The sequence below is a fragment of the Fructobacillus ficulneus genome, from assembly GCF_001047075.2.
In the GTDB taxonomy this organism is placed as follows: Bacteria; Bacillota; Bacilli; order Lactobacillales; family Lactobacillaceae; genus Fructobacillus; species Fructobacillus ficulneus.
Genome location: NZ_DF967986.1, coordinates 99,471 through 124,058, shown reverse-complemented (window position 1 = coordinate 124,058; position 24,588 = coordinate 99,471). Strand labels below are relative to the sequence as shown.

26 protein-coding genes, 1 other RNA gene and 4 pseudogenes are annotated in these 24,588 nt (G+C 38.8%); 10 read left to right on the top strand and 21 right to left on the bottom strand.

The features are described from left to right. Position 1: 1 nt before the first annotated feature. The gene (locus AOQ29_RS01205) at positions 2 to 2,635 is read right to left on the bottom strand and encodes an SEC10/PgrA surface exclusion domain-containing protein (protein ID WP_061992730.1); all 2,634 of its coding nucleotides are present in this window, start codon (positions 2,633 to 2,635) and stop codon (positions 2 to 4) included. Between the two features lie 529 nt (positions 2,636 to 3,164). On the opposite strand from AOQ29_RS01205, the gene AOQ29_RS01200 reads away from it, so the two are divergent. After that, positions 3,165 to 3,899, top strand: coding sequence for a class I SAM-dependent methyltransferase (locus AOQ29_RS01200; RefSeq protein WP_061992729.1), 735 nt, complete (start codon positions 3,165 to 3,167; stop codon positions 3,897 to 3,899). A gap of 19 nt (positions 3,900 to 3,918) precedes the next feature. Continuing rightward, positions 3,919 to 4,416, top strand: coding sequence for a hypothetical protein (locus AOQ29_RS01195; protein ID WP_061992728.1), 498 nt, complete (start codon positions 3,919 to 3,921; stop codon positions 4,414 to 4,416). A 140-nt stretch (positions 4,417 to 4,556) separates the two neighbouring features. Here the strand turns inward: AOQ29_RS01195 and AOQ29_RS01190 are convergent, their stop codons facing one another. Then, positions 4,557 to 5,105: a hypothetical protein gene (locus AOQ29_RS01190; RefSeq protein WP_061992727.1), complete on the bottom strand. Its 549-nt coding sequence runs from the start codon at positions 5,103 to 5,105 to the stop codon at positions 4,557 to 4,559. Positions 5,106 to 5,321: 216 nt separating this feature from the next. On the opposite strand from AOQ29_RS01190, the gene AOQ29_RS01185 reads away from it, so the two are divergent. Continuing rightward, on the top strand, positions 5,322 to 5,975 hold the full coding sequence (locus AOQ29_RS01185; protein WP_061992726.1) for an HXXEE domain-containing protein: 654 nt from the start codon (positions 5,322 to 5,324) through the stop codon (positions 5,973 to 5,975). Positions 5,976 to 6,118: 143 nt separating this feature from the next. On the opposite strand, the gene AOQ29_RS01180 is transcribed toward AOQ29_RS01185, so the two are convergent. The 3 genes from AOQ29_RS01180 to AOQ29_RS01170 form a co-directional block, all read right to left on the bottom strand. Further along, positions 6,119 to 6,481: a hypothetical protein gene (locus AOQ29_RS01180; protein ID WP_061992725.1), complete on the bottom strand. Its 363-nt coding sequence runs from the start codon at positions 6,479 to 6,481 to the stop codon at positions 6,119 to 6,121. 483 nt (positions 6,482 to 6,964) lie between these two features. After that, positions 6,965 to 7,543, bottom strand: a complete 579-nt coding sequence (locus AOQ29_RS01175; RefSeq protein ID WP_061992724.1) for a hypothetical protein — start codon at positions 7,541 to 7,543, stop codon at positions 6,965 to 6,967. After that, a complete protein-coding gene (locus AOQ29_RS01170; protein ID WP_061992723.1) occupies positions 7,524 to 7,718 on the bottom strand; it encodes a hypothetical protein in 195 nt (64 codons plus the stop codon). Before AOQ29_RS01170 ends, AOQ29_RS01175 begins: the two co-directional genes overlap by 20 nt. A 191-nt stretch (positions 7,719 to 7,909) precedes the next feature. On the opposite strand from AOQ29_RS01170, the gene AOQ29_RS01165 reads away from it, so the two are divergent. Further along, a complete protein-coding gene (locus tag AOQ29_RS01165; RefSeq protein WP_061992722.1) occupies positions 7,910 to 8,389 on the top strand; it encodes a GNAT family N-acetyltransferase in 480 nt (159 codons plus the stop codon). Between the two features lie 377 nt (positions 8,390 to 8,766). Continuing rightward, positions 8,767 to 9,579 (top strand): type II toxin-antitoxin system antitoxin SocA domain-containing protein, encoded by an 813-nt coding sequence (locus AOQ29_RS01160; RefSeq protein ID WP_061992721.1) that lies wholly within the window; start codon positions 8,767 to 8,769, stop codon positions 9,577 to 9,579. A 153-nt stretch (positions 9,580 to 9,732) separates the two neighbouring features. Here the strand turns inward: AOQ29_RS01160 and AOQ29_RS01155 are convergent, their stop codons facing one another. Further along, the gene (locus AOQ29_RS01155) at positions 9,733 to 11,466 is read right to left on the bottom strand and encodes an AIPR family protein (RefSeq protein WP_061992720.1); all 1,734 of its coding nucleotides are present in this window, start codon (positions 11,464 to 11,466) and stop codon (positions 9,733 to 9,735) included. Positions 11,467 to 12,027: 561 nt separating this feature from the next. Between AOQ29_RS01155 and AOQ29_RS08390 the strand changes: the two are divergent. The 3 genes and pseudogenes from AOQ29_RS08390 to AOQ29_RS08345 form a co-directional block, all read left to right on the top strand. Then, positions 12,028 to 12,327, top strand: a pseudogene (locus AOQ29_RS08390) (transposase family protein); the annotation flags it as partial. Positions 12,328 to 12,387: 60 nt separating this feature from the next. After that, positions 12,388 to 13,002: pseudogene (locus AOQ29_RS01145) on the top strand (transposase); the annotation flags it as partial. A 14-nt stretch (positions 13,003 to 13,016) separates the two neighbouring features. Next, positions 13,017 to 13,142 carry a transposase gene (locus AOQ29_RS08345; protein WP_083989202.1) on the top strand — a complete coding sequence of 42 codons (126 nt, stop codon included), beginning with the start codon at positions 13,017 to 13,019 and terminating at the stop codon, positions 13,140 to 13,142. A 208-nt stretch (positions 13,143 to 13,350) separates the two neighbouring features. Here AOQ29_RS08345 and AOQ29_RS01135 read toward each other — a convergent pair whose 3' ends face one another. From AOQ29_RS01135 to AOQ29_RS01105, 8 genes and pseudogenes are all read right to left on the bottom strand, one after another. Beyond that, positions 13,351 to 13,914: a GNAT family N-acetyltransferase gene (locus AOQ29_RS01135; protein WP_061992718.1), complete on the bottom strand. Its 564-nt coding sequence runs from the start codon at positions 13,912 to 13,914 to the stop codon at positions 13,351 to 13,353. After that, entirely contained in the window at positions 13,895 to 14,086 is a 192-nt protein-coding gene (locus tag AOQ29_RS01130) for a hypothetical protein (protein WP_061992717.1), read from the bottom strand. Before AOQ29_RS01130 ends, AOQ29_RS01135 begins: the two co-directional genes overlap by 20 nt. A gap of 799 nt (positions 14,087 to 14,885) precedes the next feature. Beyond that, a pseudogene (locus AOQ29_RS08385) lies at positions 14,886 to 14,987 on the bottom strand (IS3 family transposase); the annotation flags it as partial. A gap of 226 nt (positions 14,988 to 15,213) precedes the next feature. Beyond that, positions 15,214 to 15,597: an IS3 family transposase gene (locus AOQ29_RS08380; protein WP_061992716.1), complete on the bottom strand. Its 384-nt coding sequence runs from the start codon at positions 15,595 to 15,597 to the stop codon at positions 15,214 to 15,216. Positions 15,598 to 15,689: 92 nt separating this feature from the next. Further along, a complete protein-coding gene (locus AOQ29_RS07620) occupies positions 15,690 to 15,875 on the bottom strand; it encodes a hypothetical protein (RefSeq protein ID WP_148666474.1) in 186 nt (61 codons plus the stop codon). A gap of 440 nt (positions 15,876 to 16,315) precedes the next feature. Beyond that, positions 16,316 to 16,441: a hypothetical protein gene (locus AOQ29_RS08340; RefSeq protein ID WP_275936567.1), complete on the bottom strand. Its 126-nt coding sequence runs from the start codon at positions 16,439 to 16,441 to the stop codon at positions 16,316 to 16,318. A 13-nt stretch (positions 16,442 to 16,454) separates the two neighbouring features. Beyond that, positions 16,455 to 16,658 (bottom strand): hypothetical protein, encoded by a 204-nt coding sequence (locus AOQ29_RS01110; RefSeq protein WP_061992714.1) that lies wholly within the window; start codon positions 16,656 to 16,658, stop codon positions 16,455 to 16,457. Positions 16,659 to 16,670: 12 nt separating this feature from the next. Next, a complete protein-coding gene (locus AOQ29_RS01105) occupies positions 16,671 to 16,880 on the bottom strand; it encodes a helix-turn-helix domain-containing protein (RefSeq protein ID WP_061992713.1) in 210 nt (69 codons plus the stop codon). Between the two features lie 89 nt (positions 16,881 to 16,969). On the opposite strand from AOQ29_RS01105, the gene AOQ29_RS01100 reads away from it, so the two are divergent. Together AOQ29_RS01100 and AOQ29_RS01095 are read left to right on the top strand one after the other, a co-directional pair. Beyond that, a complete protein-coding gene (locus AOQ29_RS01100; protein WP_061992712.1) occupies positions 16,970 to 17,650 on the top strand; it encodes a helix-turn-helix transcriptional regulator in 681 nt (226 codons plus the stop codon). 160 nt (positions 17,651 to 17,810) lie between these two features. Then, on the top strand, positions 17,811 to 18,776 hold the full coding sequence (locus tag AOQ29_RS01095; RefSeq protein ID WP_061992711.1) for an Abi family protein: 966 nt from the start codon (positions 17,811 to 17,813) through the stop codon (positions 18,774 to 18,776). Positions 18,777 to 18,921: 145 nt separating this feature from the next. Here AOQ29_RS01095 and AOQ29_RS01085 read toward each other — a convergent pair. The 7 genes and pseudogenes from AOQ29_RS01085 to AOQ29_RS07835 form a co-directional block, all read right to left on the bottom strand. Beyond that, positions 18,922 to 19,911: pseudogene (locus AOQ29_RS01085) on the bottom strand (IS30 family transposase). A gap of 390 nt (positions 19,912 to 20,301) precedes the next feature. Then, positions 20,302 to 20,658: a transfer-messenger RNA gene (gene ssrA, locus AOQ29_RS01080) on the bottom strand. Between the two features lie 51 nt (positions 20,659 to 20,709). Beyond that, positions 20,710 to 21,507, bottom strand: coding sequence for a carboxyltransferase subunit alpha (accA, locus tag AOQ29_RS01075; RefSeq protein WP_061992709.1), 798 nt, complete (start codon positions 21,505 to 21,507; stop codon positions 20,710 to 20,712). Next, positions 21,507 to 22,349 (bottom strand): acetyl-CoA carboxylase, carboxyltransferase subunit beta, encoded by an 843-nt coding sequence (gene accD, locus AOQ29_RS01070; protein ID WP_061992737.1) that lies wholly within the window; start codon positions 22,347 to 22,349, stop codon positions 21,507 to 21,509. Before accD ends, accA begins: the two co-directional genes overlap by 1 nt. A gap of 98 nt (positions 22,350 to 22,447) precedes the next feature. Beyond that, entirely contained in the window at positions 22,448 to 23,830 is a 1,383-nt protein-coding gene (locus tag AOQ29_RS01065) for an acetyl-CoA carboxylase biotin carboxylase subunit (RefSeq protein WP_061992708.1), read from the bottom strand. 1 nt (position 23,831) lies between these two features. Further along, positions 23,832 to 24,263 carry a 3-hydroxyacyl-ACP dehydratase FabZ gene (fabZ, locus tag AOQ29_RS01060; protein ID WP_061992707.1) on the bottom strand — a complete coding sequence of 144 codons (432 nt, stop codon included), beginning with the start codon at positions 24,261 to 24,263 and terminating at the stop codon, positions 23,832 to 23,834. An 81-nt stretch (positions 24,264 to 24,344) separates the two neighbouring features. Continuing rightward, positions 24,345 to 24,588 (bottom strand): acetyl-CoA carboxylase biotin carboxyl carrier protein (locus AOQ29_RS07835; RefSeq protein WP_322788030.1); only part of this gene is annotated, 244 nt, incomplete at its 5' end.

The following is a 24,588-nucleotide window of genomic DNA, read 5'->3' as shown; positions in this document are numbered from 1 at the left end:
ATTAACGCTTTTGGCGGTAAGTAAACGGTGCCACTACCAGTCCAAGAACTGCTAGTAATGCCATAACAAACAGATTGTGATTTGCGGTACCCTTCACCCCAGTATTGGGAAGAACGGAGTGCATTGCCACTCGACTATCATTTCCAGTTTGTGGCAAAGATGGCCCCGTAGCAGTGGTAGTGTTTGAAGCACTTAGGTTGGCAGCACTCGAACCATCTTGACTTGCCTCCGCCGTAGTAGTCTGAGTAGTTGCAGGTGATTGAGCTGATTCACTACTTTGGCTTTGGTTCTGTGAACCATTAGCCGCTGATTCAGCGCTATGAATAGCCTTAATTTGAGCTAGCAACGCTTGCTTAGCTTCCAAATCCTTTTGGTCAGTGGCCAATTGTGCTTCCTGACCTGGCAAGGCTTTTTGCAATTCAGCAATCTTGGCCTGGGCAGCAGTTGCAGCAGCTTGGGCGGTTGCATTTTGACTTTCGGCTTGAGTTTGAGCTGCTTGAGCCGCAGTAAGGTTAGCATTGAGGGTATTTAACTTATCAGTCTCATCTGATAACTTCTTTGTCGCTGCATCAAGTGCCGCTTGGGCTGTGGTATAGGCAGGGTTCGGTACCTCAACTGATTTTCCAGCATTAGCGACTTGGTTCTGCAATTGTTGCAAACTATCTTGGGCGGCCGACAAATCTGAGGCGGCCTTGGTAGCCTTATCAGTTGCAGTTTGGACGTTTTGTTGGGCAGTTTTGAGTGCTTCTTGGGCCGAAGCCAAAGACTGTTGGCTGGTTGTCAAATCTTGCTTGGCTGTCGTCAATGTATTGGTTGCAGCTTCAACTGCCTTGTTAGCGGCATCCACGCTGGCCTGAGCAGTGGCTTCATCCTCTTGAGGCGTGCCTGCTGCCTTTTGGGCATTCGTTAATGCTGTTTGAGCTGTGGTCAAATCAGTATTGGCAGAATCCACCGTCTTTTGCGCAGCACTGACCTGGTTTTGGAGGTCAGTGTAGGCTGGGTTAGCAACTGTTGTACTTTGTTGGCCCAGTTGACTATCTGGCAAAGCATTATCTCTGTCTTGGTTACTGAAGTTAAAAGTAACAAAGTACCCTGGGCCTTGCTCATTCAATGTACTATTAGTTGACTGGACTGTTCTAGCATTCATCGCAATCCCAACGATAGATGTATTTCCAGTTCCATAATCACTGTTATCCGATCCCGATGTCAACAAGCTAATTCGGTGGCCATACTTTGAATCAGCATCATAGTTAATCATGCCATTGATTACATTATCGATTATATACTTCGCAACCGTCATATTTTGCATATCAGCGAATGAAGTTGTTCCATCGCCCCAGGTCAAAAAAGAATGATAGCCCAAGTCTTCGCTTTGAAAAGTTCCCGATCCCGGTACGGCACTATATGACGCAGCCATTGAAGGTTCGTCATGGGTCATCCCCATTGCCGTTTCAGTCAATGACCGATTAATAGTTTCAGTCAAAATTGCTGCGTTGGTCGCAACAGTTGAAGTCTTAAACCCAGAGGCTTGACGGTACTTGTTGATTTGTTCAACCGCGTAGTTATTTAATTCATAACGCTGAGCATCTGTCATCCCGGTATCGGCAATTTTTTCGGCACCATTGGTCTTGGCTAAGTTAATCACAGTTTCCATGTTAGTTGGGTCAAAATTACCCTGAGCATCTGGTTCTGGTTCCAATGGATAAGTTGTATCAATCGATATAACCTTGGTGTTATCCGGGTTAGCACTTGTCTTATCCTTAGTATTATATACGGGATCACTCGTATTAATAGGCGTTGTCGTTTTAGAATTTAAAATCGTGTTCGTTGTCGTGCCAGCACTGGTACTTGCTAGTTGACTTTGCAGAGTCGCCAGCTTGCTTTGAGCATCCTTCAATGCTGCTTGCTTATCAGTTACTGCTTGTTGAGCACTAGCAACATCTGTCTGTGATGAACCATTTTTAGCCTTATCAAGAGCTGCCTGTGCCGCTTGCAAGGCTTGTTGCTTTGCAGTGAGATCTTGGTTAGCTGCATCAACGGCTGTTTGCTTAGCAGCCACATCTTTTGTTTGGTTATCAACAGCTGTTTGGTCCGCCGTTTCTGTCTGTTGGGCACTCGTCAAGTCTGCTTGGGCTTGTGTATTGGCCGTCTTAGCATTATCAACTGCAGTTTGCGCACTCTGAACTTGGTCATCAGATGGCTTTTCGGCCGTCTGTTGAATTGTCTTTGGTGTTGTATCAACCGTGTTAGCAGCATTGTTCTTGTCTGATGTGGCCTGGTTAACAACAGCCTGCTGGTTATCAACGGCTTTGGATGCAGCCTTAGTATTGTTTTGAGCAGTGGTTACCGCATCAGCAGCCGTTTTCGCATCGTCGACAGTCTTCTGCTGTTCCGCCGTTTGGTTCTTATTATCAGCAACAGTTGCTTGATCACTCGTAACATAAGCCTGAGCCTGATCAACTGCAGCTTGAGCTTCTTCAGGGGTTTGCGTACTGGTTCCCTGCGTTGTTGTGGTATTTGTTGCTGACGTGGCCCCACCGGCAGCCGATGCCTTATCCTGTTGGGTCAACCCAACAGTCGCAACAGCTGCTGCAGCCGTCGCTAATCCTAATACTTTTGTTGATTTTTTATTCATACCAAATTCTCCCTACCGTCTTCTCTCATTGACAAAAACAATTTATTACAAAAATGTTTTTATATGTCTAAAACAATTCAAGAATACCTTGAAAACCCGTAAATAACAAGGTTTTGACGAAACATTAGAAACATTTCCATTCCAATTCTAATTTTAAACTTGCAGTCAATCGCTAATTTTAAAAAATCAACAAGCATTCCAGCAATTTAAAACGGTGGGAAAGTCGCTTAAATCAATGATATTATCACCAAATTAAATTACATATCGAAAATAAAACTTGCTAATCTTATGCTGCCGACCACCCTACTACAATCAAATTAGAATACTTTTTCTAAGTAATTTTCTATTATCTTTTACTTTATTAGATGACAAATTTTAGCCAGCTGCTCCTATTCTGCTAATTATGCCAAGAACATAGACGGGTCTGATAATTCTTGCTATAGTAACGGTGTTAAGACGCTATTTAATTTCAAGTGGCCGGCATTTCGTGCTGGCCAATCATCAATACAGACGAAAGGACTGAATCACTATGTGGAAAACACTTAAGAACAAGGGTCTCGATGCACCTTTGGTTCCAATCTCGTATATCGTCGGTGGTCTAATAGCTGCAGGTTTCGGATTGGCTTTTAAGCAATCCTACAGTGGCGCTTTATGGACAGTCCTATATGGACTCGCGATGGTTCTAGCCGGCGGTATTTTTGTTCATACTTCCATTCGCGGCAAGGGCCTTATCTGGGATAGCATCTTAAAGCAAATTCAAATCAACCCCACTGACCAAGTTCTTGATTTGGGTACGGGACATGGATTAGTTTTACTAAAATTTGCAGCAAAATTATCCGCGTCAGGACATGCGACCGGCATCGATTTTTGGCGTCAATCTGACCAATCCGCTAATAGTTTGCAAAACACCCAAGCAATCATCGCTGAACAAGGTTTTTCTGAAATCGCCGAAGTATTAACGGCCGACATGACTGACCTTCCCTTTGCCAACCAAACATACAATTTTGTCGTCTCCAGCATGGCCATCCATAATATCAAGCCGGCAGCGGCTCGAAAAAAGGCACTAAAAGAAGCAGTCCGAGTCTTAGCTAAGAATGGGATTCTCATCATTGTCGATACTGGTCACCATAAACACGAGTACATCGCAGTCCTCAAAAGTCTCGGTCTCAAGATTGAATCTTCAAAAACATACGGCATTGCTGGTTGGTGGACGGGCCCTTGGATGCCGACATATGCAGTGATTGCAAAGCAGACCGCTGGCTGAGAAGGAGAGAGCAATAACAATGACAAGAGCGACCAACACCAGTGTTCCAAATTTCATTGACATGAACGACGGTGAATTAGATCAATATCAGGCTTGTATCTTGATTAAAGATACTAACATGCTCGAAATGGAGGCCGACTACTCCCCAGCTCACCGTGTCTTAGCCACCCATTTCAAGGACACCAAGGTCCTAGAATATGATGACACTCCGGATCCGAATGAACCACATGCACCAAGCAAAAAGGATGTCATCGCAATCTTTGATTTTGTTCAAAAAAATATCGGCAATAACGTTCTTGCTATTTGCTCCTTGGGTCATTCTCGGTCTGGCTTTGTATCCCTTGTCTTCGACTATCTCAATAATAACTTGGACGACTGGGCCTGCTACGATGACTCCCCATACAATCTTGTAAATCTTAATAAGGAAGCTAGTCCTAATCAATTGCAAATTAAAATAGCACTTGAGTTAGGTCTATTCGACCCGGCAATAATCGATAACTTACCCGTTATTAGTTAAATACTATTTCTATAATCGTTTTCAAATGGAACTCCATCTTGAAAAAATTAATTGCCTAGCCGAACGGCCAGAATTCTACTCAAAAAGCGCTTACCAAATTTGGTAAACGCTTTTTATTACGAGTTATCTATACTCTCTTGCTAGTCATTGATTGTCTGATTAAGCATCGTGATTGATGCTTGCAGGGCAACAAAGAGTTCATCTGCTGATTCTTTTTTACCATGATTAATCCACGTTGAGAGTGTACTGATCAAGAGGTTCGTCAGGACAGCCAAATAAAAATCTTGTTGGTCTGGCGAGGCCAATTCAATTTTAAAGAAAATATTTTGATTAATTTGTCGGAGTTGGGCATCATAAATAATATTGAGTTGGTGTGAATTGACAATCGTTTCCAGTAGAACATCATGCCGCATAAAGGTTTCGATATCCAAGACCAGGATGTCTTGGAGCGTCTTACCTTTGCTGGATTCATGATTAATTTGTTCAAACATCAAGTCACACTCGTAGGATAAGACGTCGCTAATTGAGTCAAACAAACGGTAAAAGGTTGCTCGGCCAACCGTTGACTCCTCTAAAACATCGGCAATCGTAATTTTGCGGTATTCCTTCTTTTGCAAACACGCATTGACCCCCTGAACAATTAAACCGGCTGACCGTTGAGCTCTTTTATCTACTTTAATATGATACATCGCTTGAAACCCCTCAATTTGTGGAACAAAATCACTGTCTTTGTTCTCTATGATATGAAACTATTGTATCATAACGTGATTAGTAGTAAATTATTCCTAGTCAGTGATGCAGCAAAGTTTTTAATACCAAAGTGTATTAATCTCACTACTTTGGCCAATTTTAGCAGCATGTCCATCACGAGTATTTAAGTAATCAAAAAGGAAATAAGTGATATTTTGAAAGCATTAAAAAAATGGGATAAAATTTGGCTCAACGTTCTCTACTTAGTTGGCCTAGTCTTGCTAATGACTATGGTCATAGCGGGTCAAGATTGGTCGCTCCGTCTTAAATTGATGGTAATGGTTGCTATTATTTTGCCAATTCATGCAGGTGAAGAATGGCAGCTACCTGGCGGATTTCACTACCAATATAACCTTAGTTTCGGATCAGATATGCCCAACATCTATCCAATGAACCGACTAACGGATATGCTAACGGTTTGCATTGCCGAAGTTGCCTACATCGTTTGCATCTTTTTCTACCAAGTTAATTGGGTCGTCATGGCCCTGTGTGCCTTTTGCTTCTTAGAGGTCTTCATGCACACCTTCTTTGGGATTAAGATGTACAACCGCTTTAAAAATCAAGGCAAGAAAACGCTCTACAATCCCGGCATGGCATCAGGCTATCTCGGCTTTGGTGTAACCGCCATTGCCATGGTTGTTAATTTGGCAAACCATGCAACCATTACCGGAACTGACTGGGTCTTCGCCTTCATTATGCTCCTATTGATGGCCCTCTTTGAAATCCTCCTTCCTGAACGACTTTTCCGCAGTAAGGATACCAGCTTCCCCTTCACTTCACCAATGTACTTTACAAAGTTTTTGAAGTGAGATTCGGTGAATAAACATAACTTTTTACAGTCAAAAGGCCTAACATGGAATTTATCATGTTAGGCCTTTTCTATTTAATTTTCCAAAAAATTAGTTGCGATTCGATTCTTCAATGATCACTTTGTTAATTATGATTAAGAATTTTATTCAATGTTTTGCGAAATGGCATAAGCAATAGGAGAAATATTCAATCCAATCCATGTTAAAACATAAATAATTATATTTGTATTGTCTGTCTCGAATAATTCAGATATAATTTTGAATTCATCAGCGAAATCTTGCTTGGTTAAAGTCAAAGGATTATCAGAATTAATTATTAATTTTAATGTTGATTGAACAAGTTTATCTTTTGCTTGCGGATCATCAATCCCCATCTTCCAAAGATAAAGGGATAATGAAACAGGATTATCAATATCATCTTTTAAATGGTTGGCGATTTCTTCTATCGAGTTTAACAGTATTTTTTCATTGTCAGTTAGTTCGAAATATCTTTTTTCACTATTCATACAAAGATTCCTTCCTGGTTGATATCAACTGTACTTTCTTTTTACACACTGCTTAACACTTTTAATTTTTAGATTAACAATCGATATTGATTTTGTTAATAACAACCCAACAACAAAATATTAGTCATTGTTTATTCTTGAGTAACAAATATTCAATCGATCAATTTTGATGCTTTGATAGCATAAAACTTATACTAGCAGTATTTCTATTTTCAAATTTCTTACTAAATTTAAAAATAGAAGTACTATACTGATTGTCTATCATCAAATATTGGCTGATTTTTGCAAATAGAACTTAAAAATTGAGTTCTATTTTGAATAAATGGCTTATATTTAAAGATAGCGAGAAAATGATTTTGAAATGATTTTACTGCACAAGGTTTGTTAGCTTAGATATCAAAGCAATTGTACAAAAAAGGTTAATACTGAAAGTTTCAAATCCAGTATTAACCCTTTGTAATTAATATATTTTCTTAAGAAAATTCATCCAGCATGTTCAAATGATTTACGTATATCGTTGTAACTGATGGCGAGAGTATACGTTTCTTGATTCGGAATTGTTTCTTCATGCAGATCAATAAAGTAAAAGCCATTCTTCATGTAAAACTCTAATGGTTCTCCTAAACTCTCTACCATTACCCCAGCAAAAGCGATACCATAATAATTGCTCATTTCTATTAACGTTTTAAAAATGTAATGGAGAATCGCTGTCCCTAAATGAATATTTTCAAACTCCATTCCTCGCTGAAATTTTTGGTGCACCGAAAGATGATCAATACTTACCATTGGTAACGTCCTTTGACAACTTGCTTCACCAAAGATACGAATCCTATTCTTATCTGCAAACAATGTAGTACTACTTGATGTCGACAACGCATACATTCCAATTAATGCAGTTTCAATAAATACAGCATTTAAACTAGTAACGTGCATCTGTTCAAATTTTTGATAACCGCTCTTCACAAACTCATCGAGAGTCGCTACACCGCAGCTATAGTTATCCAACTGCTTTTTGTCGGCTAACGACGATACTGGACGAACACTAAAGCTTAATTTTTCCATCTTCTACCAACTTTCGGAAATGCTCTAGTCCTTCCTCAGCGGCTGCAAAGCTTCTCTTCATCTTGGCAACATTTTTATTTTGTTCAACTTGAGTTGGTTGAAAAATCTTTCGATATTGTTCAGCTTGGTTTTTATCATTCAGGTTAAAAGTTATATGTTTATTATCAAGAATCATGACGATAGCCTCCAATCTTGATGACTATAAAGTATGTCTACAATGTATGAATATTTCTACAGCCATTGTAACCAATTTATCTTATTTTTACAATTTTAAAATACAAATAAATTATTCCATTTTTTAATATTACCTTTTCGACTTACCTTTAGATTTCTTATGCTATAATCATTAAAAATAAGGAGAGTAGCATGGTTAAAATAAGAACAATTCAGTCTTCGGATGACACCGCACTGCATCAAATTATTCAATCTTCTCTGAAATCTTTTGGTTTAGATATTAAGGGAACTGCCTACTTCGATCCTGAGCTTGGTCATTTAAGTCACTTTTACGATGTCCAAGAAAATCGTGAATATTTTGTCGCTACTAGCGATGAAAATGAAATCTACGGTGGTGCCGGAATTGCTGAATTCAACTCTGCAGATGGTGTGGCTGAACTGCAGAAGCTCTACCTCAACGAAGCTGGACAAGGACAGGGTCTGAGCTACCAACTGCTCGATAAAGTTGTTGCCTTTGCCAAAGCTGCTGGCTACAAAACACTTTATTTGGAAACTCACCACAAACTAAAAGCAGCCATTCATCTCTACCAGAAGTATGGTTTTCAAGAAATTGACGGACCCTTAGCTGGGTCAGAACATTCGACGATGGATCATTTTTTGCTCTTGATTTAGCCGTTAAATAAGTTTATTCAAATAAAGAATGCTAATCATGGGATTAGCATTCTTTTAATTTTGATAATTTTTGGTATGGATCAGTCAACTAAGAATTACAAATAATTATAATAAAGTTATAATAGAACAAAGAGTATTTAAAAATATGGAAATCTTCGTTCCTTGGCAGAAGCATTAGCACTCCTTAAAATATCTTGTGGCTGCTCCGATTTTAATTTGGTAGACAAAGGGCTTAATCACGGTTCACCAATAACTAAGTAAATGGCAAAAATTTATCAGTTTTCACATTGCGATCTACTAAAGAGAGAACAAAATATGACTGAAACGTACATAAAAGATAATACAAACTCATATATTATCTGGGACACGAGTATGAAGTGACTGCCCCTGCTTGTTTTGATGTCCAAACTAACGAACGCGTCCCTGATTCCAAGCTTGACCGTGCAGCTGTTGAGATGGCTAACGCCCTGTATCGTGAAGAATTTGATGTCGTAGCCCCCGAGAAAATTAAGAAATTCCGTCAATCTAATGGCTTAAGCCAACGAGATCTGGCAAAAATTCTTGGTTGGAGTGAAGCAACCATTGCCTTGTACGAAGATGGTTTCCTTCCAATTGAAGCAAACAACGACCTTCTTCAAGAGGTTTTAACAGATGACACCGTCTTTCATAACTTGCTAGCCAAAGCAAGTATCACTTCCACAACACATCAGTTGGAAAATGTTGACGTATTAAAACTGGCTCACTGGTTTATGGTCCAAAACTATTTTGACGTCAAGAATGATGAAACCGGCTTAGTTGAAAGCTTGGGCCTTTTAAAAATTCAAAAATTATTATATCAACTAAAGGGATTCTCTTTAGTACGTTTTAACGTCCCACTTTATTCTGATGACTCAATAGCTTGGGAATATGGACCAGTAGTGGGAAAAGTTTTTCAAAAGTATCAGCTTCAACGCAACTTAACCAAAGAGCAATGCATGAATAAAGAAGTATTTGAAGATTACTCTGACCTCATGTCTAACCCTCAAATGGTGGCCTTACTAGATGAAGTCTGGCGTCGTTATGGTAGTCTCAAAGCTAGTGACCTAGTTGCCATGGATCAAACCCCAGGCAGTCCCTGGTCACTAACTCAACGAAATACTGTGATTAGTAATACTATGACAAAATTGTATTTTGAACAGATAGTTGATTGATAAATAGGCAACGACTCGATCCTAAGGATAACTCAATAACATGTCCTAATTTTAGGGCTTATGTCACTGTGTAATATAGATAGTGGCTTTTCTTGAATCAACACTATGTTAAATTTAATCGGAATGAGCATACGTAATTAAAAATATCCAGGCTTACATTGATGACTCTCCGGAGTATTTGTGTTCAACCTGACTCTGCACCTTAGTAAATAATCTACTAGATTTTGTTAATGTAGCTGGGGCACTATCTATAAAATCTGATTGACTTTGTATAACATCTTTAATTAATAAAATAGAATCTTTAATCGCCATATCTATTGATGAATCATTAGTTCTATTCTGAATATTAATAACACAATTCAATATTAAAATATCTCCAGTATTCACAAAAGAAAATAAATTAGAATCATACTCTGGTTGCTTTATTCCTAAAAATTTAGAAAATTCGGAATTTTGATCATTTCTTCTGTTTTTTCTGTAAGTTGTTATTATCTCTGAAATCCGGCGATATATCACATCTACTTTGATCACTTTTTCAGCAGTAATATCTTTAATATTTTCTTCAATTTGGTTAGGTTCAAAAAGAACACTTTTATTACTTTTAGCTATGTTCGCCTTATCATTGAGGTAGCCACCTATATAATGATGAACAGCATCCTCTACAGGTAAAATAGTAAAATCTTGATATTTTGACATATCATCATATTTAGATCTATAAGTGTATTCATTTATTTGACGCTCTAAGTAATAATTGAAGTTAAATAGATCTTCCTGCAAATTACGTATAATAACATTATTGGCAATAAAATAACTTTCCTTGATTGGAGTTTGAGAATTCAAGTATTCAGTAATTTTAGCGCGTTGCTTATAATCTTGTATTTGTATAATTCTTATTAATACAGAAACTTGATCATTTAATTTATTGTCTTGAAATAAACTTGCCAAACTATTAACAGTCTGTGCACCATTGACAATAGAGACACCCTTCAACAATACAGAGTTATTTCCAGGGCTTGTTTTTGCGCTATCACAAATTAATGTTATGCCATTATTATAAAAATAGAACATTTTGGCTGTTTCATTGTTTTCGGCAGTGTTTTTAATTCCCTCATTAATCGATGAGCCTTTTTCGTATAAGCGGATATTCTCGTCGAATATTCTGGTTAAATCATTATGAACAGCCTGAATCAAAGCCTTTCCATTGATAACACCAACCCAAGATTCAATATATGTATCGTCATTATCCGATTCATTAACGTTATTGGCTAACTGTAAGTTTTTATATTTAAAAGAAAGGTCTAATGTATTACGACGATGCACTTTTTCAAAAATATTAACAATATTTTCTCGAGTGATGCATGAATGATGGAGAGCTATATCATTTCCCAAGATATTCTCTTGTTCGTCGATATAATTTATATTTCCTTCAGAAATAACGCCTTTATTGTATGAAACAAAAACAACATTTATTTCATAAACAGGTTGGTCTTTTAGCAACCCTAATAAATTTTCAAATCCAATATTAGTTGCTCTAGATATTAGGTTCTCTATATCTCCTTTCAGAATTGAATTAAGTGTTCCATATATTTTTGTAATAGCAGACAAGTCTATTTCTTTATTATTATTCTTTTTAGCAGGAAATTTAAATTGGTATAAATTCAGAATATGTTCTCGTTCATCTAAATAATAAGCATCTATTCCATTATCATTATTGCCATCAATTAAAATTTCCTCTATATCATTTTCATTTAGTACACTAGTGTTTTTTAAATACCAGTACGCAAAAGCTTTAGATGAAGAACCATCTCCAGTGTATTCACGATCAGAAACAATTTTTTTTAAATCAATACAAATTTGATCGTAATAATTATCGAATTTAGTAATCATGTCTTTTCTCCCATTAAATTTATAAGTGATAGTATATATTGAAATATATATTACTACTTATAAATTTAATTGTAATCCTATTTTTATTAAAATTTTACGATTTTTCTGTCGATTACCACTAATTTTTGTATAGCTATTTCTTCTGATATTGGTTTAATGGAAAAAGGTATCTGTGCCCTGTCTCCTCGCCTAATTAGAACATTGCACTACTTGGTGCTTCAAAATCAGCCTTATAACTATAAAATTGCATCAAGAAAATAACTTAGTTAAGTGCGCCAAAAATTACCACTCGATAAAAAAGAAACCGAAATCTTTGATGGCTTGACTTTTAGTAAAAAAATAACATTTGTAACCAATGTTATACTTTAAATCACGACAAATAAAATTAACGAGGTTTAGCAAATGTCTTTCTCTAATCAGTTTATACGAAACGTCCTAAAAATCAAGGATTCTCACATCTTTTTATCAAATGAAGTCGACGAAAAGCGCTTAAAAGATGACGTATACCCCAAAAACTAAAGTAAATATTTACTAGTTCGCTAAGCGGCTGGTTGCCCACACTGTGGCCTCGACACCATCGTTAAAAATAGTTTTAAAACTGTCAACGTTCAGTTACCTTCGAGTCCAGGTGACCTGCGTAAAACCTATCTTTCGCTGAAGAAACAACGATTTTACTGTAAGAGTTGCCATGCTTCTACCATGGCCAGCACACCACTGGTCCCAGCCCATCATACAGTCTCCAATCGGCTACGAACGGCCATTCATTTGTCTCTAAAAATGAATCGACCATTAAAAGATGTTGCCCGTGACTACTTTCTTTCACCAACCACGAAGCAAAGGGTCCTGAACGAAGACAATTAAAAGCTCCTCAAACAACAATTCCACTATCTACCACGTCATCTTTTCTTTGATGAATTCAAGGCGATGGGAAGTGGTTACTGCTTTATTTGGATTGATTCAGACATGCACCAGATTGGTGAAATTTTGCCTAGTCGACGGCAAAATCAAGTTACTGACTACTTTATGCGTTTTCCGAAGGAGCAACGGCTCAAGGCCCAAACCGTAACCGTTGATCCTAACGCTTCGTATATCAGCTTTATTCAAAAGATCTTTCCAAATGCGGCCACTATCCTTGATCGTTTTCACGTCGTCAATATGGCTAACCGGTCCCTCAATATGATTCGAAAGCGATTGATGAATCAGTTTAACCACAGTTCAAGGCAATACCGGGTCTTAAAGTCTAATTGGCGACTCTTTCTAAAAGACTGTTTTCAACTCGAAACCAGCAAATCCTGGTTACAAAAGGGCTTAGGCTATGTGGATACCCAACAAAACCTGGTGCACTACGGCCTCACACTTGACCCAGAATTCGCCGCAGCCTACGAAACTTACCAAGGACTGCTCTTAGCTCTACGCAATCGCGATCAAAAGCTGTTAAAGCAGACCTTGAACCAATATGAAGCACTGGGCAATGAGATGGAATACAACCGTCAAGACCCTGAAAAAGCATTGGTTACCACTTTTAAAGTGTTGTGAATATCCTTATTCCAATGGGCCCCATCGAAGGAATCAATGGTAAAATCAAGAAAATCAAACGAGCGAGCTACGGTTTCCGGAACATGGACAACTTCATGATTCGCATCAAGCTCGAATGTGCTTATATCAATGTCGCTTAAAGTAAAAAGCGGAACCTAGACCAATTTTGGTCCAGGTTCCGCTCAATAGCAGCATCAACACTTAAAAGTATAGAGCCAAAGTAAAAAGACTGACGACAATTGAATGTCAGGCGTCAGTCCTAAAAACAGCTCAATCACATGTCCAAATTCCGAGGCTCATATCGCAAATGAGTATTTTTTGCGTTGCTAATTAATTAACTGCTTTAAGTTATTTAGCGACGATATCATCATAACTTATGGCTAAAATACTAGTTTTTTTAGTGGGATTCATTTCTTCATTTTTGTCAATAAAATAAAAACCATTCTTTGTATAAAACTCTATAGCGTCATCGACACTTTCAACTTGAATGCCTGCAAATGCAATACCATACTCGTCCCCCATCTTTACTAACAATTCAAAGATGTGTTCTAAAATAACAGTTCCAATATGCCAATCCTCTGTTTTTTGCCCATATTGAAACTGCTTCTGTACTGACAAATGGTCGATACTAAAAAGAGGTAACTTGGGTTGCAGGCTTGCCTCCTTGAATACCTTTTGACGGTTTTCATCAGCTCCAATTGCGCTGTTACTAGATGCGGATAAGGCGTACATACCAACAGGTATATCTCCCAACAAAACGACATTTAAAGTTGTTAAATGTCGTTTTGCAGCATCGTAGTATCCAGAATGTATAAATTCATCAAGATTTTTGTTACCACAAGTATAGCCATCTAGCTTGCCGGATTTCAAAAAATCCAAAGCAGGACAAAAATTAAGACGTGAATTCTCCATTTTCTACAGCCTTTACAAAACGGTCAAAGCCTTCATGAGCTTTAGCGAAATGCTCCCGCATCTTACGAACATTATTTCGATGCTCTTCAGGTGTAGAATGAAAAATTTTACGATATTGTTCAGCTTGTTTTTCATCATTTAAATCAAAAACGACATGTTCTTTTGTAATCATTTTGGCTGATCCTCCTTTTGCGTGTAGTTCTATTTTTATTCTACCACATTTGAAGAATTATGCTGTACAAAAATTTATATATGTTTTGTAGAAACGGAGTAGTCCGTTTCTGAATAAATGAAATGTAGACTTCATTTTAAAATATGTATGACGACATATGTCGTCGTTAACGATTAATAATTTGTAACTGAAAAAGCAACACCACTTCCAGCAGTTAAACTGTCAACGTTATATTGACTATTTCCTGTGTAAACCCTTTATGTTTGGGGTGGGACAACAAATGAGAATGATGCACCTGATGATTGTACAGGTGCAGAGTAGCTGGAATCTAATGTATCTGGTGCTAAAGATGTTGAACTTGAACTTGCACTTGATGAACTTTGAGCTTCACGTATCTTCTTCGTCGAACTAGATTTTTCTTCGGTGTGTGACCTATTGTGACTGGTTACGGCCATAAAGGATCAATACACCGACAAAAAGAATTAAAATCCCGATAATGACGATTAATTTATATTTATTTTTTTGTTGAAAGTTTAATCTATACGCTAAAAAATACATACATAGATTTCAATTATAACATTTCATAAATAATCATACTGGTTTTACTCAACAAAAAATTACTAGCATAATAGGTGCAAATCATTTCGACGGAAATGATTTGCACCTTTTTAGGTTAAGACCTAAATTGGTAGTGAAACTCAGGTGTATGTTCTTTTAACACTTGATGTCGCAAACTAAATTAGCCGTTTCTGACCTGTACCCCAAAAGTCGAAGTAAATATTTAGACCTAACTGACCAGTTACCGATATCCTATCGGTGATTGGCCTTTTAGTTTGATCTGAATACGTTCTGTGTTGTAATAGTGAATCCATTTCTGAATGGATTCTCTGAGTTCATTGACGCGATTAAATTGCGAAAATTACCTAATTCAGTCTTCAATTTATTGAAAAAACTTTCTATTGGTGCATTGTCAAGTGCCGTTTCCTTCCGTGACATACTTGGTTTGATGCCGTTCTTTTGGAGAATCTTTTACCACGAGCGATGGCGATACTGCCAACATTGATCCGTATGTAAATAGGTTTGGTAACGACTCTTTGAAAGTTTAGCTACTAATTCTTGCGCTGGTTTCAAAGCAAAGGCCAGGTCTGGTTTAGTACTAGTGCATAAGTGACGATTTCTTTATTATATAAATCCAAGACGGTTTCAAGATACACCTTCTCTCCAGTTGCTGGTAATTTGAATTCTGTGACATCACTCGTAAGTTTTTGAAGCCGACGATCAGTTTGAACGCATCGACGAAAACGGTTCTTCGTTGTTCGACCATTAGGTCCAGGATAAGAGTTATACTTGGCTCTCTTTTTACAATACCCTGACCCCTGAATATTCATTTCATACATTAGGCGTTGAACCTTTTTATGGTTAATTTGGCTGTACTTACTTGTCTTTCGTAGCATGGCCCAAATACGTCGAACGCCATAATAGGCATATTCTGACGATATCGAAAGAATCATATCCCATAATCCTTGATCAGGGTCGCCTGCACGAAAGCGTCGTTTCCAATAGTGGTAGGTTGTTGGGCTTAACTCCAAGGCCTTTAGAATCGCTACTTGTCTGAATTGCGCCTCGAGTTGGAAGGCAACTTGGGCCAATGGCCGCTGGTTTCGTCCTTCTCCATCGAGGCTAGTAATTTTGACGCTTCAAGGCGAATACGAAGCATTAAGTTTTCTTCTTCTAATTCAGCTAAGCGCTTAGCTTGTTCATCTTGTGTTAGTTTTTTAGGTTTTGTCATGGTTTTAGATCCTATCTCCAATGACTTTAACCCATCCTGACCTTTTTGTATATAAATTTTCTTCCATTTCCAGATTGAACTGACATGAACGAAACCAAATTTCCGAGCAACTTCCACATAAGAGGCTTGGTGTTCAATGTCCACAGAGTTAATCGAAGACGAAATTCGAATGTCACCTGTGGTGGCTCATAAATAATTTTCGAACTATGACCTTCATAGGCCGCAATATACACCAATAAGTCATAAGTTTACAGGCCGAACTCTTTGGCAAATTGATTAGCGGATAGTCCAGATTCTAAATGTTTTTTAACTGCTTGTAATTTATATTCTTTTGAAAATTTAGTCATTAAAAATCACCGTAAGTTTATGCAACTTACGGGGTACAGATCACCAGGGCTTTTTTTCTTTTCCCAAATATCATGGCTATTCCTTTCTGTTTATTAGGCCTTAGCCTTTGTATTGTGTTCGTGTGCATCCTGCTGTCCAATATCGTACCCAATAAGGTGAGCACCAAAGGCAATAACACCAACCGTCACAACTGTACTAAATATGTTCCAAAGTTCCATATGCATCCCCTCCTTAATAGCCAGACAGCATGGCCTTATCAATTTCTTCTTTGTCGTACCGTGAGCCAAATTCATAGATATGGGCTTTCACTCGTCCAGTAGACACCAGATGTTTTTTAAATGTGTTGATGCACATCCCACTGTACTTAGATGCCTGATTTAATCGCATCCACCGTGGCCATTCCATAACTGTTGCTGTTTCGTTTGCTTGTTCCATTCTTATACCTCCTTAAATCTGTTTAGCAAGCCAATCGGACACACGCTTATACACATCTACTCGGACTGCTACTCCACCAAACTGGCACTCAATTCGTCTAAAGGTCGGGCGTGAAACTCCCAACTCCTTAGCAAGTTGCTCCTTTGTTAAGGATAATTCTCCACGCTTTCGCCTAACTGCTTTTTGTGTTTCTTCAGTAAGATACTGTAAATGTTGAGGCATTCGCTCACCTCCATTTCATTTATGAAACACCAAACAATATTTTTCATTTTTGAAACGTTGTGATAAAATACCTTTCATAGAGGTGGATCATGAACAGGTTAAAAGAGCTTAGGCAGGATAAAAAATATAGTTTAGCTACAGTATCTAAGCTATTAAAAGATAATTATGATTTGTCAGTATCTCCAGCTACACTGATGCGCTATGAAAATGGCAAGACTGACCCTAAATTAGTCACATGGCAAAAACTAGCAGATATTTTCAATGTTCCAATTGGGTTTATTCAAGGTGTATCAAATATACCAACTAACCATATTTCTGACGGGTATGAGTTTTACCAAGATACAAAAAAACATGGAACATCTACCTCATCTAAAAAAAATAATGATGATGAAGATGAGGGGCTAAATGATGTCCATTTAAACCAATTCAATAAGCTTATGCAAATGTTTGGATATGGTAACGAGTGGGGCACATTTGACGACATAGACAAAGCTTCACGACTAGAGGTAGTAAAAAGTATTGATGCAAGTTTTTCTAATGGCCTTGCTACATTCAGCGATGCTAAAAATCATTCTGGTTCATCAGATAAGGCCAACATTTATCTTCAAAAATATGCTCAAAAAGTCGGGATGTACAACCCTTATTGGTGGGATGCTAGTGATTTAAGTTCTCCATTATCAGTTGAAGATGATGTATATTACAAAAATAAGAAACTGACACCAGAGCAACGAGAGCAAGTTACCAACTTACTTAATTCATTTATCGATTAACTAAAAAAGCACCAACTAAGCAACTATTACAGTTACTCGGCTGGTGTTTTAATAAAACGTATACGTAATCAATTTCTTAAATACTAAAAAATCCAATAAAAGTTGTATTATAAACACCATAATTGTTCAAACAACCAGTTTACAGTAAGGAATATTAAAAATGACAAATTCTTCAGTAACAAAACTAACTGACAATGAGATGATTCTTTTTTTTAAAAATAAAAATATTTCCCTAGGTCTTTATAGTGAAAAAGAATTGATCTTTTTCTTAAAAAATAACACATATTTCTTTAAGTTAATTTCATACAGAAAAACATTTCCATATGAAAATAATAAATACAGCAACCTATCAGTCGATGCCCTTATCGACATGTCTACAATAGATATGCAACTAAGATATATATTTTTGAAAATATGTTTAGATTTAGAACACAGTTTGAAAACTCAGCTAATTAATGAAATTACTTTTAATACTGACGATAATGGATATACTTTCTTAAACAACTTTATAGATTCAACAAACAACCCTCGGTCTACGCGACGCAAACTGTTGAAAATGGTAAAACGAACTGATGAGGCTCTCTATGAAAAATATCAGGAAAACTTACCTATTTGGGTAGCTTTAGAATGTTCTGAATTTGCCTGGACTGAATCTATAATTCGTTTCTACATAGCTTCTCACCCTACAAGCGCACTAGCAAAATTAAGGGTGAGACGTCCCGATGGTCAACAAGATATTACACTGCTAACTTATGTTAGAAATATAAGAAATAAATCAGCGCATAACTCTATCATTTTAAATCGTATCACTACTGCAGTAGAAGAATCGGCAGAAATTCCAAATGCTAGCAATATAACTAAAACATTTGTTAGTAAGGCACATGTTTCAAACAACTCAAGCCGGAAAAAATTACGTATTCCTGTTATTCTTGACATGACAACTACTCTAGCAATTTATGACAATATGGTTTCCTCTCATGAAATGAAGAAAAGACGCTATACTGAATTAAAACAACTTATGTTAAGAATTAAAAAGAACAAACAATATTACAAAAAAAATAATTCACTAACATCTATTTATAACTATTTTAACCAATTAGTAAATTATTTAAACTTGCATTCATAATCACTATTGAATGTCCTTAGTATTCATGTTATTATTAACTCATCCGAAAAACAGTTTACTCTGTTTGTACGAGCCAGCATTCGTGTTGGCTCTTATTTTTTTATATTCCACTTTCTGAATACATTTTTTTCAATGGGGTGAATTGTCAACTCAAGTGCAACATTTTCTCTTGATAGACCTGATTAGCCGATTTCCAACCAAACATTTTTCTTGGCCGATTATTAATCTGGTCAACCATCTCGTTCAAATAGGCATCCGAATAATTTCGGATGTCTTTATTTTTTGGGCAATATTCTCGTATTAATCCGTTTGTATTCTCATTCGTACCTCGTTGCCAAGGAGCATGAGCATCTGGAAAGTAGAATGGTACTTGATATTTCTGTGAAATTTGAGCATGCCTGCTGAATTATTTTCCACGATCCGGTGTAATTGTGTTTAATTCTACGGCTGATAATGTTGCCAATAATCGGTCTATGGTTGCTGTCACTTTTTTTAATTTTTTACTGTCAGCTCGTCCTAATAATAAACGTCGAGTAGTTCGATCAACTAAGGTTACCAGGACCTGGCTACCGGTCTTACCAAAAACAGTATCAAGTTCCCAATCACCAATACGCAATCGATTTTGAGCCAGTAAAGGACGATCTTGAATGCTATTCGATATTTGAATCTTTCCTCTTTTTTCGATTTTGTTTTTACGTTTTCTTGTCTTTCCTCGATGACGTAAGGCACGCGCAATTCCTCTTTGATCACGCTTTTTTGGTTGCCCTAGATTATCTGAATAAATGGCACGATAAATGGTTGAATAGCTAACTCTATAGCTGGTAATGAAAGATAAGTAGGCGGCGATTTGTTCAGGGGACCAGTGATACCCTCGAATAAAATGAGCGATAATATCACGAAGTGCGGTATTTGTTAAGAGCCGTTGCCGCACTGAATTCTTTCTCCTGAGGTGGTAAATGGCTTGTGCTGTTTCAGCTTCATATTGCTTATCAACACAGCCACGACGTAACTCACGAGAAATCGTTGACGGTGTTCGGTGTATGATTTTTGCAATTTCGCGAATTGAAGAACCTTGATTGTGTAAAATCTCTATACGGCTGCATTCAAATGTTGTAAGATGGCTATATTGATTCATCGATAAACTCTCTTCGTGTAAATTTTGTTCTAGACAAACTCTATTTTACGAGAAAGTTGACCGATGGGTCTTTTTTATTTATCAAGGGTGTTGCACTTCAATTGTAAATTCACCCCTAATAAAAAACCTAAAATCAACAAAAAGCTATAATTCTTTAACCATTACTACTATATTTTTATAGCCTTTAAAGTGTAAAATCGATTGAACTCATTTTTAACAAAAAAGCTTACGATTTAAAATCGTAAGCTTTTTCTGTCACTTGTCAGCAATTTTCTTGTTCAAAAAAAGTACCATTTTGATTAATTTTCTTTGATTCCTCTTGATTTCTCTTGAGTACTAAAGTGGTACTTTTCAAGGTTTTTAACCACTAATGCCTGCTGTTGCAGGCCTCAATGGACTCGAGGGGAGTCGAACCCCTGTCCAAACCGCCCGCTACATTAGCGTCTACATTCTTAGGGCAATCTTTTATACCACAGAGGAGGCAGTCATTGTCCAGAACTTGACCTCAACTGGGAACCTAATTGATTTAAACTTGACCGCGCAGGCATCGTCGCCAAGTCGATCTGACCATCTATTAAACCAAAGAAAGCATGTCAGCCTACCCGCTTTGGCTACGAATCACTGGTTTTTAGGCAGCGACAGCGTAAGAGTTATTGTTTTTTGCAGTTAAATGTCTGCCCGCTTTACGCCCGGATGGCGGAATGCAGCCAATGCTCGTAACAGCCTGTCGAATTCCATGACGAGCCCAAATTAAAAGCTGAGGTATTCCTCAGCTTTTATTATAACAAATATTTGCCCTTAAAAGGCACGGAAACGGTTACGACGTTGTTGAACCAAGGCTTCGTCATCCAAAGCTTGGAGTTCGTTAATTTGTTCCGTTAACTTTTCTTGCATACCGGCGAAAATCTTAGCGTGGTTATGCCCTTCCGGAATAACGTAGTCAATGATCTTCTTCTCATGCAAATCAAAGGCAGTCAAGCCCATGATTGCAGCGGCTTCATCAGCCCGCTTAGCATCCTTCCACAAGATTGAAGCAAAGCCTTCTGGTGACAAAACTGAATAAGTGGCGTTTTCAAACATCCAAATTTGATCAGCAGCGGCCAAAGCCAAAGCTCCACCAGATCCACCTTCACCGTACATAATGGCAATCATTGGGACCGTTAATTTCATAGATTCCAAAATTGACTGGGCAATGGCATCACCTTGGCCCAAGGCTTCGGCATCTTTACCAGGAAAGGCCCCAGGAGTATTAATAAAGGTGATAATTGGACGGTTGAACTTAGCCGCTTGCTTCATCAATCGTTGGGCCTTACGGTACCCCCAAGGTTGGGGAGAACCGTTACGCTTTGAAAGCTTGTCCTTGATGTCAGTTCCCTTATCAATGACAATAACCGTCACGGCCTGGCCGTTCAACCGGGCAAGACCACCAATGACAGACTTGTCATCTCCATAGAGGCGGTCGCCGTGCAATTCAACGAAGTCGGTAAAGAGGCCGTCGATTAATTCGCGGGCCATGAACCGGTCTTCCCGGGACTTCTTAACGACTTCAGCCGGGTCGACATCCTTCTTAAACAATGTCTTGAAAAAGTCTAACATTATTCGGCCTCCTGTTGGTGCATGCTGACAATTTTAGCAATCATCGGTGATAAGTCTTGGCGTGGGACAATCTTATCCACAAAGCCATTCTCCAACATCGTTTCCACGCGTTGGAAGTCCTTTGGTAACTTTTCATGAATCGTTGATTCGATGACTCGAGCACCAGCGAAACCAACTAAGGCGTGAGGTTCAGCCAAAGTCACGTCACCCTGCATAGCAAAGGATGCCGTAACCCCACCAGTAGTCGGGTCAGTGAGGACAACCAAGTACAGCAAACCTGCTTCTTGGTGAGCCGCAACAGCTCCAGAAACCTTAGCCATTTGCATCAAGGAATTGATCCCTTCTTGCATTCGGGCCCCACCAGAAGCCGTAAACATGACGACTGGTAAGCGATTTTCTGTTGCGTGTTCGAACAAACGGGTAATTTTTTCCCCAGTCATTGAACCCAATGAACCCATCATGAAGTAAGAATCCATGATTCCAAGGTCAACTCGTTGATCTTCGATGAGAGCAGTTCCAGTCAAGACAGATTCATTCATTTCGGTCTGCTTCTTGGCCCGGTCCAACTTGTCCTGGTAGCCGGGGAAGTCAGTTTGATCAATCGTCAATTCAGCGTTTAATTCGACGAAGTCTTCCGTCAAAAGAGCCAAACGTTCGTGAGCTTGCAAACGGAACCCGTAGTTACAGTTCGGGCAAACACGGTAAGCGCCTAATTCCTTGTTATAAATCTGCTTGCCACAGTATGGGCAGGCCAGGAAAAGGCCGTCAGGAATCCGATCCTTGATGGCATCCGTGACCTTAATTTTACTTTGTTCAGGTTTTTTTGAATTAAATAAATCCATAGTATGTTGGGCTAAGCCCATTCCCCCTCATCATTATTTGGGTCAAAAATCAATATTTAATCAAGCGAAAGCCGCTCGAGAGCGGCTTTCATCAAGTATTATTCAGGACTAGGTTCAGCTAAAGTCTTTTCCCAGGCTGGCATAAAGGTATCTTCGAGGTACTTGGTACCGAAGTTATCTGTCCAGACATTTTCGTCTGCTAGTAAGGCCTTTTGGAATGATTGGGATGTTGAAACCCCAACCAAGCTGGTTTCATCAATCATTCGTTCCAACTTTGCCAAGGCTTCTGCCCGCGTTTCATCGTGGGCAATTAGCTTGGCAATCATTGAATCGTAGAATGGTTGGATGGTATCACCATTATAAAGGGCTGAATCGATACGAACACCAGGTCCACCCGTTGGGAGGAAGACAAAGTCGACCTTTCCAGCACTAGGGGCGAAGTTCGCTTCTGGCTTTTCAGCAGTCAAACGCATTTCAACGGCGTGGCCCTTGATTTGAACGTCTTCTTGCTTAATTTTCAATTCTTCACCAGCTGCAACTTCAACTTGTAAGCGGACCAAATCCAAGCCAGTAACCATTTCAGTCACGGGATGTTCAACTTGGATCCGAGTGTTCATTTCCATGAAGTAGAACTTACCATCTTGGTCTTGTAAGAATTCGATGGTACCTGTGTTTTCGTAATCAATAGCATTAACGGCCTTTGTCACGATGTCCATCAATTCTGTCCGCATATCTGGCGAGACAGACATGGCTGGTGATTCTTCCATCACCTTTTGGTTCCGGCGTTGCAATGAACAGTTACGTTCAGGCAAGCAAATCACGTTACCGAATTGGTCGCGGATAACCTGCATTTCGATGTGACGAACATCAGTCATCACCTTTTCGATATACATATGGTCATCACCATATGACAATTGGGCTTCGCTTTGGGCGTTGGTAAAGTTTTCAGCCAATTCATCGGCTGAGTATACGAAGCGCATACCCTTTCCACCACCACCAGCAGCGGCCTTCAACAACAATGGGAAGCCAGTCTTCTTTGAGACTTCGAGGGCTTCGGCCACGTCCTTGATGTAACCATCTGAACCAGGAATAACTGGTACGCCGGCTTGAGTCATTTCATTCCGGGCGTGTTCCTTGTTTCCCATCAAATCAATGGTTTCAGGACGGGGCCCAATCCACTTGATGTTAACGTCGCCGACCATTTCTGCAAACAATGAGTTTTCAGATAGAAACCCATAGCCGGGGTGAATGGCTTCAGCACCCGTCAAAAGGGCGGCAGTCACGACGTTTTTCATGTTTAGGTAAGAATCAGCAGGCTTAGGGCCACCAACACAGACGGCCTCATCTGCTACTTGAACGTGCAAAGAATTTTTGTCGGCCGTTGAATAAATGGCAACAGTTCCGATGCCCATTTCCTTCAATGTCCGAATAATCCGCACGGCAATTTCGCCACGATTGGCTACCAATACTTTTTTAAACATCTTAGTCTCCAACAATAAATGTCAATTCAGCGGTTGTGGCCTTCTTGCCGTTCACCCAAGCGATTCCTTTTCCAGAACCAACAGGGCCACGCAAACGGTCCAAAACAACTTCCAACTTCAATTGGTCACCAGGGCGAACCATTTGACGGTAACGTGCCTTCTTGATACCACCGAAGTAAGCAGTCTTACCCTTGAATTCAGGCATTGAAAGCAAGGCCACGGCACCAGCTTGGGCCAAGGCTTCAACAGTCAAAGCACCGGGGAAAGTTGGGTTACCAGGGAAGTGTCCTTGGAAAACTTCTTCGTTGATTGAGATGTTTTTGATAGCAACACAGCGTTCACCTGGAACAAGTTCTTCAACTGTATCCAACATCAACATTGGGTAGCGGTGAGGCAAAATTTCTTGGATTTCTTGGGTAGTTAATTGGGACATGGTTTTTCTCCTTTTGTCTATGTATGCCTGAACATTGTTCAGGCTAGACGATCGACCTCGCAGGCCATCTAATCTATAAAATTAATCAGTTGTAACCCGGTAAAGTGGCATGTCAAAGTCAACGACTTGTTCATTTTCCACCAAAACTTCGGCAATCGTACCAGAAACATCAGACTTGATTTCAGTCATCAACTTCATAGCTTCGATAATGGCAACCGTTTCGCCCTTAGCGACCTTGTCACCAACATTTTTAAAGTTAGGTTGGTCAGGCTTTGGTTGGAGGTAAACTGTTCCAACCATTGGGGCCTTGATTTCCTTGCCAGCT

Coding starts and splice junctions, on each gene's coding strand:
- AOQ29_RS01205 (WP_061992730.1), bottom strand. CDS start 2,635: ATGAATAAAAAATCAACAAAAGTATTAGGATTAGCGACGGCTGCAGCA.
- AOQ29_RS01200 (WP_061992729.1), top strand. CDS start 3,165: ATGTGGAAAACACTTAAGAACAAGGGTCTCGATGCACCTTTGGTTCCA.
- AOQ29_RS01195 (WP_061992728.1), top strand. CDS start 3,919: ATGACAAGAGCGACCAACACCAGTGTTCCAAATTTCATTGACATGAAC.
- AOQ29_RS01190 (WP_061992727.1), bottom strand. CDS start 5,105: ATGTATCATATTAAAGTAGATAAAAGAGCTCAACGGTCAGCCGGTTTA.
- AOQ29_RS01180 (WP_061992725.1), bottom strand. CDS start 6,481: ATGAATAGTGAAAAAAGATATTTCGAACTAACTGACAATGAAAAAATA.
- AOQ29_RS01175 (WP_061992724.1), bottom strand. CDS start 7,543: ATGGAAAAATTAAGCTTTAGTGTTCGTCCAGTATCGTCGTTAGCCGAC.
- AOQ29_RS01170 (WP_061992723.1), bottom strand. CDS start 7,718: ATGATTCTTGATAATAAACATATAACTTTTAACCTGAATGATAAAAAC.
- AOQ29_RS01165 (WP_061992722.1), top strand. CDS start 7,910: ATGGTTAAAATAAGAACAATTCAGTCTTCGGATGACACCGCACTGCAT.
- AOQ29_RS01155 (WP_061992720.1), bottom strand. CDS start 11,466: ATGATTACTAAATTCGATAATTATTACGATCAAATTTGTATTGATTTA.
- AOQ29_RS08345 (WP_083989202.1), top strand. CDS start 13,017: ATGGGCCCCATCGAAGGAATCAATGGTAAAATCAAGAAAATCAAACGA.
- AOQ29_RS01135 (WP_061992718.1), bottom strand. CDS start 13,914: ATGGAGAATTCACGTCTTAATTTTTGTCCTGCTTTGGATTTTTTGAAA.
- AOQ29_RS01130 (WP_061992717.1), bottom strand. CDS start 14,086: ATGATTACAAAAGAACATGTCGTTTTTGATTTAAATGATGAAAAACAA.
- AOQ29_RS08380 (WP_061992716.1), bottom strand. CDS start 15,597: ATGATTCTTTCGATATCGTCAGAATATGCCTATTATGGCGTTCGACGT.
- AOQ29_RS07620 (WP_148666474.1), bottom strand. CDS start 15,875: ATGACAAAACCTAAAAAACTAACACAAGATGAACAAGCTAAGCGCTTA.
- AOQ29_RS08340 (WP_275936567.1), bottom strand. CDS start 16,441: ATGGAACTTTGGAACATATTTAGTACAGTTGTGACGGTTGGTGTTATT.
- AOQ29_RS01110 (WP_061992714.1), bottom strand. CDS start 16,658: ATGGAACAAGCAAACGAAACAGCAACAGTTATGGAATGGCCACGGTGG.
- AOQ29_RS01105 (WP_061992713.1), bottom strand. CDS start 16,880: ATGCCTCAACATTTACAGTATCTTACTGAAGAAACACAAAAAGCAGTT.
- AOQ29_RS01100 (WP_061992712.1), top strand. CDS start 16,970: ATGAACAGGTTAAAAGAGCTTAGGCAGGATAAAAAATATAGTTTAGCT.
- AOQ29_RS01095 (WP_061992711.1), top strand. CDS start 17,811: ATGACAAATTCTTCAGTAACAAAACTAACTGACAATGAGATGATTCTT.
- accA (WP_061992709.1), bottom strand. CDS start 21,507: ATGTTAGACTTTTTCAAGACATTGTTTAAGAAGGATGTCGACCCGGCT.
- accD (WP_061992737.1), bottom strand. CDS start 22,349: ATGGATTTATTTAATTCAAAAAAACCTGAACAAAGTAAAATTAAGGTC.
- AOQ29_RS01065 (WP_061992708.1), bottom strand. CDS start 23,830: ATGTTTAAAAAAGTATTGGTAGCCAATCGTGGCGAAATTGCCGTGCGG.
- fabZ (WP_061992707.1), bottom strand. CDS start 24,263: ATGTCCCAATTAACTACCCAAGAAATCCAAGAAATTTTGCCTCACCGC.